Annotated in this window: 1 protein-coding gene; it reads left to right on the forward strand. The window is 41.7% G+C overall.

The features are described 5' to 3' along the window. The coding region (locus BTV99_RS13035; protein ID WP_143507235.1) for a surface lipoprotein assembly modifier at window positions 1-321 on the forward strand (321 nt) is incomplete at both ends.

Raw genomic sequence — 321 nt, forward strand, 5'->3', positions numbered from 1 at the left:
TGGGGCGCGATAACGAGGTTCGAGCAAAACTTACTAGGAGGCAGTCAATACAATCAAAACTACATTGCGACCTTAAATTACAATAGAAAAATATCTAAAAAATTACAGATTTCCGGTAGTTTTTCGCACTCACAGAAGCGTTATGAAGAAAATGATTTAGCTGAGTACTATGATGGTCATTCTAACAGCACCGCATGGATTGTACTCTATCAACCGAAACCTAGATGGCTGGTTTATGCGGGCTCTGATGCTATGCGCGATAGTTTAGCCGATGAAGCTGAATCATCAGATCGGTACGGTATACGTGGAGGCCTGGTTTAT

The sequence above is a fragment of the Psychrobacter sp. Rd 27.2 genome, from assembly GCF_001921755.1.
Classification (GTDB): Bacteria; Pseudomonadota; Gammaproteobacteria; order Pseudomonadales; family Moraxellaceae; genus Psychrobacter; species Psychrobacter celer.